The organism is Tardiphaga sp. (genome assembly GCF_041424195.1).
GTDB lineage: Bacteria > Pseudomonadota > Alphaproteobacteria > Rhizobiales > Xanthobacteraceae > Tardiphaga.
In genome coordinates this window covers 1-7218 of the sequence record NZ_JBGMOE010000137.1, presented here as the reverse complement: position 1 = coordinate 7218, position 7218 = coordinate 1, and the positions used below count along the sequence as shown (strand labels likewise).

6 protein-coding genes are annotated in these 7218 nt (G+C 61.0%); all 6 read right to left on the bottom strand.

All coding sequences use genetic code 11. The annotated features are described in order from the left end of the window. Positions 1-5 precede the first annotated feature (5 nt). The gene (locus ACEK02_RS18485; RefSeq protein WP_371423033.1) at positions 6-1979 is read right to left on the bottom strand and encodes a TonB-dependent receptor; all 1974 of its coding nucleotides are present in this window, start codon (positions 1977-1979) and stop codon (positions 6-8) included. 492 nt (positions 1980-2471) lie between these two features. Further along, a complete protein-coding gene (locus tag ACEK02_RS18480; protein ID WP_371423032.1) occupies positions 2472-2624 on the bottom strand; it encodes a hypothetical protein in 153 nt (50 codons plus the stop codon). 111 nt (positions 2625-2735) lie between these two features. Next, the gene (locus ACEK02_RS18475) at positions 2736-3437 is read right to left on the bottom strand and encodes an energy transducer TonB (protein WP_371423031.1); all 702 of its coding nucleotides are present in this window, start codon (positions 3435-3437) and stop codon (positions 2736-2738) included. Next, the gene (locus ACEK02_RS18470; protein ID WP_371423030.1) at positions 3434-4042 is read right to left on the bottom strand and encodes a hypothetical protein; all 609 of its coding nucleotides are present in this window, start codon (positions 4040-4042) and stop codon (positions 3434-3436) included. Before ACEK02_RS18470 ends, ACEK02_RS18475 begins: the two co-directional genes overlap by 4 nt. Positions 4043-4048: 6 nt before the next feature. Beyond that, positions 4049-6280 (bottom strand): TonB-dependent receptor, encoded by a 2232-nt coding sequence (locus ACEK02_RS18465; RefSeq protein ID WP_371423029.1) that lies wholly within the window; start codon positions 6278-6280, stop codon positions 4049-4051. 478 nt (positions 6281-6758) lie between these two features. After that, on the bottom strand, positions 6759-7218 hold a 460-nt coding region (locus ACEK02_RS18460), incomplete at its 5' end, for a YgjV family protein (RefSeq protein ID WP_371423028.1).

Genomic DNA, 7218 nt, shown 5'->3' with positions numbered 1-7218 from the left:
TAATCTCAAATAAATCCCGCAGCAAGCCTATCAGGAGTTATGCAACAAAGCCCATTGAAAAAGTCCGCGCCGCCTCGCTTGCCGACATAGTATACGCCGCCCGACAGACTCACATTTGAGGCACCGAGCGGAGCGAGCGCGACCGTTGCGAACAGGCTTGCGCTCCATCTGGGTGCTTCCGGCAGCTTGCTGCCCACCGATATGCCGGTGCGGGCCACATCGCTTTCGGTGACCTTGCCGTCGAGAAATGAAGCGGTGGCGACCAGGTCAATCCATTCCGCTGGCTTGCCGGTCAGTTCGGCTTCAGCGCCGCGGACGCGCTGCGCGCCGATGGCGATCGAGCGGTTGCAGTCAGGGATGGTCGGATCGCAGCTCGCGATGTTGGTGCGCTCGAGCTGAAACGCCGAAAGCGACAAGGTGAGCCGTCCCGGCTGGGCCAGTTCCTGCCGCAATCCGAGTTCGTACTGGGTGCCATATTCCGGCGGCAGCAGCTGGTTGTCACGGTCTAGCGACGTGTTGGGAAAGAACGAGCGCGACCATGACGCGAACACCGTGGTCCGCGCGCTCGGCTCCCAGGCGAGCCCGGCACGGGGCGACAGCGCGACCTTGCGCGCGCTGCCCAGATTGGCGACGACAGGATCGCTCGGACAGCCAGCGTCCAGCAGCGAGCAAAAGCCGCTGGTCGATAGCGTGTCATCGCGCCTCAAACCGAGAAGCAGTTTGAATCGCCGCCACGAAATGAAGTCCTGGACGTAAAAAGCTTTGGTGCGGATCGTGTTGTTGAAATAGTCGGTGAGCGGGACCGCCGGTTCCGGCGCGCCGTAGACCGGGCGGTCGAGGTTGAGCGGCGCGATGGCGCCGTAGCCGCAGCACAGGCCCCCCCCGCTCTGATCGCCATATTCGAACCCGGCGAGGACGGTGTGGGCGGTCGCGCCCAGCGTCACCTTCCATCGCAGCTCGGTCTGGCTGATGAGATACTTGTTCTTGCTGTCGTTCGTGCGCTTGCTGCGGCCGAGCAGGCGCGGCGCGATGAGCGCCTCGAACGTGTCGGCCGTGTAGGGCGACACGTCCGAATCCAGCTCACGGTTATGCTGATAGTTGACGCCCTGCCGCAGCGAGAGGTTCGGCGTGATATTCCAGGTCGCGTCGAGCCGCGCCATGTAGCCGGTGTTCTCGTATCGGTCCCAGCGCTCCCCGATCTTGAAGTCCCGCGGCAGCCCGAAGAAATCGGTCAGCATCGGGTAGGTCGTCGATTCGCGCGACGGGCCAGTCACATGAAAGTAGCTGCCTTCGGCGATGATGTTGAAATCGCCGGGGTGCCAGCGAACCGATTGCAGCGCGAACTGCGCTTTGCTGGCGCGAAACGCATTGATCACCGTGTCACGCGTCAGCGCCAGGTTCGTGCGGCTTTCCAGCGTGTCGCCGATCCGAACGTTCGCATCCGCCGTCGCGCGGGCGTAGGTCGGGGTCCCCAAGGTGAGATCGGCGATCAAGAAATCGTCTTGCCGGGGGGTCTTGGTGACGATGTTGACCAAACCCGAGAGCGCCCCCGACGCACCGTACAGCACCGACGCCGGCCCCTTGAGAAACTCGACGCGCTCGACCGCCTGCGGATCGAACTGCGCGGTGCCGTCCACCCGGAAGCCATTGACGGCGACGACCGAGCCATTGATGCCTTGAAGACCGCGAATGGTAAAACCCACTCCGAATTCGCCTGAGCCTTGTGACCTGCTACGAACCCCCGCGACATTGTCCGACAAATCCCGGATATTACGGATTTGGCGGTCCCGAATGAGTTGATCGGTCACGACACTGATCGAAAGCGGTAAATCCTTGACTGGCACATCGATCCTGGCGCCACCTGACGCTACATCTCCGCTGTAGCGGCTTCCCGTTACGACAATCTCACCCTGATGGCCGTCGTTAGGCGGACCATCTCCGGATGAAGGTGCCTGAGCGAATGCTCCGCCTGGTACCATTATAGCGGCAATTGCACACACCCTGAATCGCACCGTCATGAGCCCCCATACGCCCGTTATTGAGAGGCGATAGCAGAAAAGCGGAAGGGCGTTCAAGGCAGTGCGATCAGCGGCACACTGTGGCGGGCGAGACCAACTTTAAGCCGAATTCAGTCGCTCGATTGTCAACGGTGTCCGGTAAGTCGGACAAACCAGTGATGTTTCCGCGGGCCCTTATCTGAAAGCCGAAGCCACCTGATTCCGCGTCCCAAATGCATTATTCCGTCTCGTGCTCCGTCAACTTGCGCCGCGCAAAGTTGCCGTCGAGGAGCGCCCGTCCGTGCTAGCGACAAGGCGGACCATCGCCAGTCACCATCGCGAACTCTGCAATATAATCGCGTTCGATCACCGCGGCTTCACCTTCAAGCCGCGCGTATGGTGGAAGGGAAGACGGCAGCGGGATGCTCACACCGCAAAGGCAATCATTTCATGTGCAGCAACAGTGAGACCAAGTCATGCGACAGTGAGGGTGAGGAGACCCGTTTCGAGCATCTGCACCAGATTTACCGTATCCTTGACCTCCGCCCACAGGCCATTCATGCGCTGCTGGCGGCATTGCTCGCTTTGGTGCAGCTTCAGCAGCGCATAAATCGCTTCGGCGGCCATCCTGGATCTGCAGGGATTGTAACCCAGGTTGCGGGAGATATTTGGCGGCCTTGACTGCTGTCGCTTGGGGGGACGTGAGCAAGGTACAGTGAAGAGCTGGACGCGGCCCACTCACTGGCCGCGTAGCTCGAATGGTATGCGCACGATCCCGCGGATTATGACGGGTCGCCCATCTACCATCGTTGGCAGCCAGCGCCAACTTTGCACGGCGCTCAAGGCCGCCCGATCCAGTCGCTCAAAGCCGCTGCTCTCATATATCGAAACCGTTTCTGCCCGACCGTCTTCTCCAACGGTCACAAGCAGCGAGACGATCCCAGCCTCATGTTTGCGCCTAGAGACGACCGGATAGCGTGGCGGCGTAGCGGAGACCAGTTGCGCGGCAAGACTGCCGACTGGGACGGGAGCGGAAGCGACAGCAACAGGCCCCCGCGGCGGCCCTACTTCTGCCTCGACGAGTGCCGCCTTTTCCGACGCCTCGAATATCGGCTGGGGGGCGGACATCGAAATGCTGGGCGATATCACCCCCACTATTTTCTCCGTCGGCTGCCTGCGCGCCTGTTTTGTCCGGGAAGAAGCGGGCGCAGACGGCATAAGAAGCAGCGTGACGACGAGATGCCGCTCGACGCGGTGAACCGTGGTTCCGCCCGACGCTACAAGTGCATAGAGCCCAAGCATGTGAATCGCCGCGACGATCAGGATTGAGACCCATCGCGAGCGGCCGGACGAACGGTAGCCCACGAACTTATCGCTTCCCGATCCTGTCCACACATCGCCAGCGGCAGGTTCGAGCACTGGATTTCGATCAAACGTCATGCGTCTGGCAAGGATGCCGGACCGGGAGCGATCGCATATAGCCCGAACCGTATGCGCCTGAGAAATCCTCGTTTGATCATAATGCTGATCGTCTGGCGAGAAACACCGATCGCGTTGAGCTCCTGAGTCGAGGCCCTTCCCCTTTCGCCTATGAAGCGCAAGGCATGCCTCTGCAGGGCACCCCGCAGCGGCACTGCCTGGAGACGTGGCCCGAGATCCTTCACGTCGCGTGCTGGCCCCGTGGCAACATCGGTCTGCCATTGGTCACGTGCAATATTCCTGTAGTCCAGATGCACGCCCGCATGATTGAGATGGTAGGCGCACTGGACGAGCGGGGCACGCAACGGTTCGCAGACCCGAACCTCCTTCTCGCCGCGCCGACGCTGGAAGAGAGTGAGGAGCGCCAGAATCCTCATCTCGTCACGACCCAGATAAGGGCCGGTGGCGGCGGGAAAAGACATTCCCGCCGCCACCGCTTCTTCCCGAAGCAGTCTGAAATCCCGCCTTGCTCCCCGGCTCAATTCGCCGGCGGAAGCGTCCCGGAACATCGCGACTACCCACCGCTCCCCGCCGGAGAGCTTGGTCAGGGCAATCAGCCGGAACATTAGATGTCAGAACCTGGCATTCAAACTGGCTTTGAACGCTCTCGGCGAAGCGGGCGTCAAATTCGTGTTGCTGAACGCGAATTGGAAATAGCGCTTGTTGAAGAGGTTCTCGAGATTGGCCTGGAGGCTCAGGCGATCGCTGATCGTGTAATAGACAGCGGCATCGACCCGGGTGAAGCTGGGCAGGACGACGCTGTTGTCAGTCGCAGCGAACCGCTTGCCCTGATAGATCACGCCGGCAGCCACGCCGAGCTTGTCGATCGGATCGAAGCGGGTCCAAAGCGAGGCGCTGTGCTTGGGCACGCCGGCAGGACGATTGCCTGCCGCGACGGTGCCCGACTGCTTGTCCAGGAACTGCGCGTCGGTATAGGTGTAGGCCCCAACGACGCTGAGCTGGTCGGTGATATTGCCGGCCGCGCCGAGTTCGACGCCCTTGGTCCTTTGGCGGCCGATCGGGATCGTGGGCGATGCCGAATCGTTGGGATTGCTCAGCGCCAGCACGTTGTTGCGATCGAGCTGGAAGATAGCCGCCGACACGTTGAAGGTCGGGACGATATCCCATTTCGCGCCGATTTCGTAATTCTGGTACTTTTCCGGAGCGAGGCTTTGATTGGCTAAGGAGAGGCTAGTCAGCTGGTCGCCACCACGCGGCAGATAGCTGCGTGAGTAGCTGGCATAGATCGACGCGTTCTCGACAGGCTTGAAGATGAGGCCGGCCCGCGGCGACCAAAGGGTGTCGGTACGCTTGAAGTCACGCAGCTGACCAGCAGGAAAGCCGACGGTCCGGCGGTCCCGCACATTCGTGGTGAACCGCTCGTAGCGAACCCCCAGCACCAGCTGGAACATGTCGGACAGTTCGACCTGATCCTGGACATAGCCGGCGAACACCTCAGCCGTGCCCCGGTTGTCAGTGCTGGTCGAAGTCTGGCGCCACAGGATATCCGGACGGGAGATCGTCGGCTGGGCAATCGTGGCGAAGATGTTGGGTACGCCGGTCGGTGCCGTAGCGGTGGGGAAGAACCCCTCGACGCGAACATTCTCGGTCGTCTGATAGCCATACTCTCCACCCACGAGCAGCGTGTGATGAATGCCTCCAGTATCGAAGGACGCGTTGAGGTCGGTCTGGTTGAAAAAATTGCGGCGTATGGTGTCGTTGAGATAGGCCGAAACCTGGAAGATCGTACCGGGCGCGTAGACTCCGGCGGGCAGGCCCGCTGGATTGGTCTGCGGAGCCGTATTGACAGCCCCCGGGAACACGTTCTGGTAGGACTTGCGATAGTCGGCATAACGCGTCCGATTGCGGATCGTGACCGCGTCGCTGAACCGGTGCTCGACGAACAGAGTTCCGGCGTCGGTGTTGGTGCCGGTTGGGCTGTTGCCGGGATCACCAAAGAAAGCTCCACGCGACGTCTGAAGCGGTTTACCGAGATAGGACGACACACCTCGGTCGGCAACGCGATCGTCCTCGAAATGTTCGTAGCCGAGGGTGACGGTCGTGTCGGGGCCTAGCAAAATCGTGGCGGTCGGATTGACACCCCACCGCTGATTGTCGACCCCGTGCCGATAGCTTTTGCTGTCCTGATAGACACCGGTCAGTCGCAGCGACAACGCCTCGCTGACGGGCGCGCCCAGATCGAACTGGCCACGGTAGAAATTGTAGCTTCCCGCCTCGAGCCTGGCATTGAGATGCCGTCGGCCGTCGGCGACCTTCGTGACGCGATTGACGATGCCGCCCACGCCGCCGCGGCCGAAGATCATGGCATTGGGGCCCTTGAAGATCTCAAGGCGCTCGATATTGTAGAGGTCGCGATAGGTCTGGATATCGTCGCGAACACCGTCCACGAAAAAATCACCCGTCGTGGAGTTGCCGCGAAACACCAGCGTTTCCCGATTGCCCTCGCCCTGGGTCGAGAAGACACCGGGAACGTAACGGATGGCATCGCCAACGCTGTTTGCAGCCTGGTCCTCGATCTGCTTGACCGTCACGACGTTGACTGTCTGCGGTACATCGATGAGCGGCGTGTCCGTGCGCGTCGCACTCAGGCTGCGACTGACCTTGTAGCTCGTCTCCGCCTCGGTCTCGTCGATGGCGGTATCGGTTACAGTCACACCGCCCAGCACAACTTCACCCTGGCGCTGGTTCTGCGCCCATGCCGGGCCTGCCACGATGGCGAAAAGCGACGTTGCAGCCAGCAGCGAGCCTTTGGCGCTGGCCGCAATCAAATTTTGCAAACTCATAAGATCCCCACTCTTTTTTTGCTACTGAGAATCAGTAGCATATCGATGGGCCGATATCGTTTTGTTTGCGGGTGGTCAATCATCTTTGAAACGTGATCGGTGGGCTAACCCTGACCCGACGACTGGCTCTAAGCGATCTGCTCCGGTTTCCGGTTGTTCCTGACCTGATCGCGCAGCGCGCCCATCAAGGCCTCTCGCAAACGGCACACCTAGATTCTCCCTCCCGCGACGAGCAGCCTGCTTATTATCTTGTACGCATGCCCGAAGGCTGCCCCTCACCCGTCGCGTTATTTTTCTGGATGGACGCCGCGCCGTCGGTGACTAACCAAGACAGGCGGCAACACATTGTGATGGCCGAAGCCGGGGAATCCCCCACCTGAAATGCCCACGCCGAGGTCAGCGACAAATCAGCGGTCGCGCCTGATGCTTCCGCAGGACACAGCGCGAGTGTCGCCGCGCGAAGGCTTCCCCGCGCGCTTCACGATCGAACAATCCGCGCAGACATCCTCCCAAAAGGCTGTAGAGCGGTGGCAAAGGCACGCAGCACATTGTTGTTGCTCCGCGTTCGCCATAGGCTGGACAGATTGCCGCCGATCGAAGCCACATCGACGCATGAGGCAAAGGTCGCGCCAACCAGAAGATTGTGCGCAACCCAGAATGGCGCCCCCGCGAGGAAGACCAGCTTCATTCGTTTTGTAGTTGGTTGCAATCGGGCAACCGAACCTGCGAGTCCGCCAATAAGCGCCAGCAAAGATGGCACGCCCTGCCAGGTCGCCACCGCCATGAAAGCGAGAACCAACGCACTTACGCCGGTGACCGCTTGCACGAACCGGCGCTCGGAAACCGCCACAGCACAAATGAGCTGCGTGCAGGACAGCATCGACGCGTGAGAACACCGGGAATAAAAGGGGCCACGGATCGGCCGGTAGCACCGGATT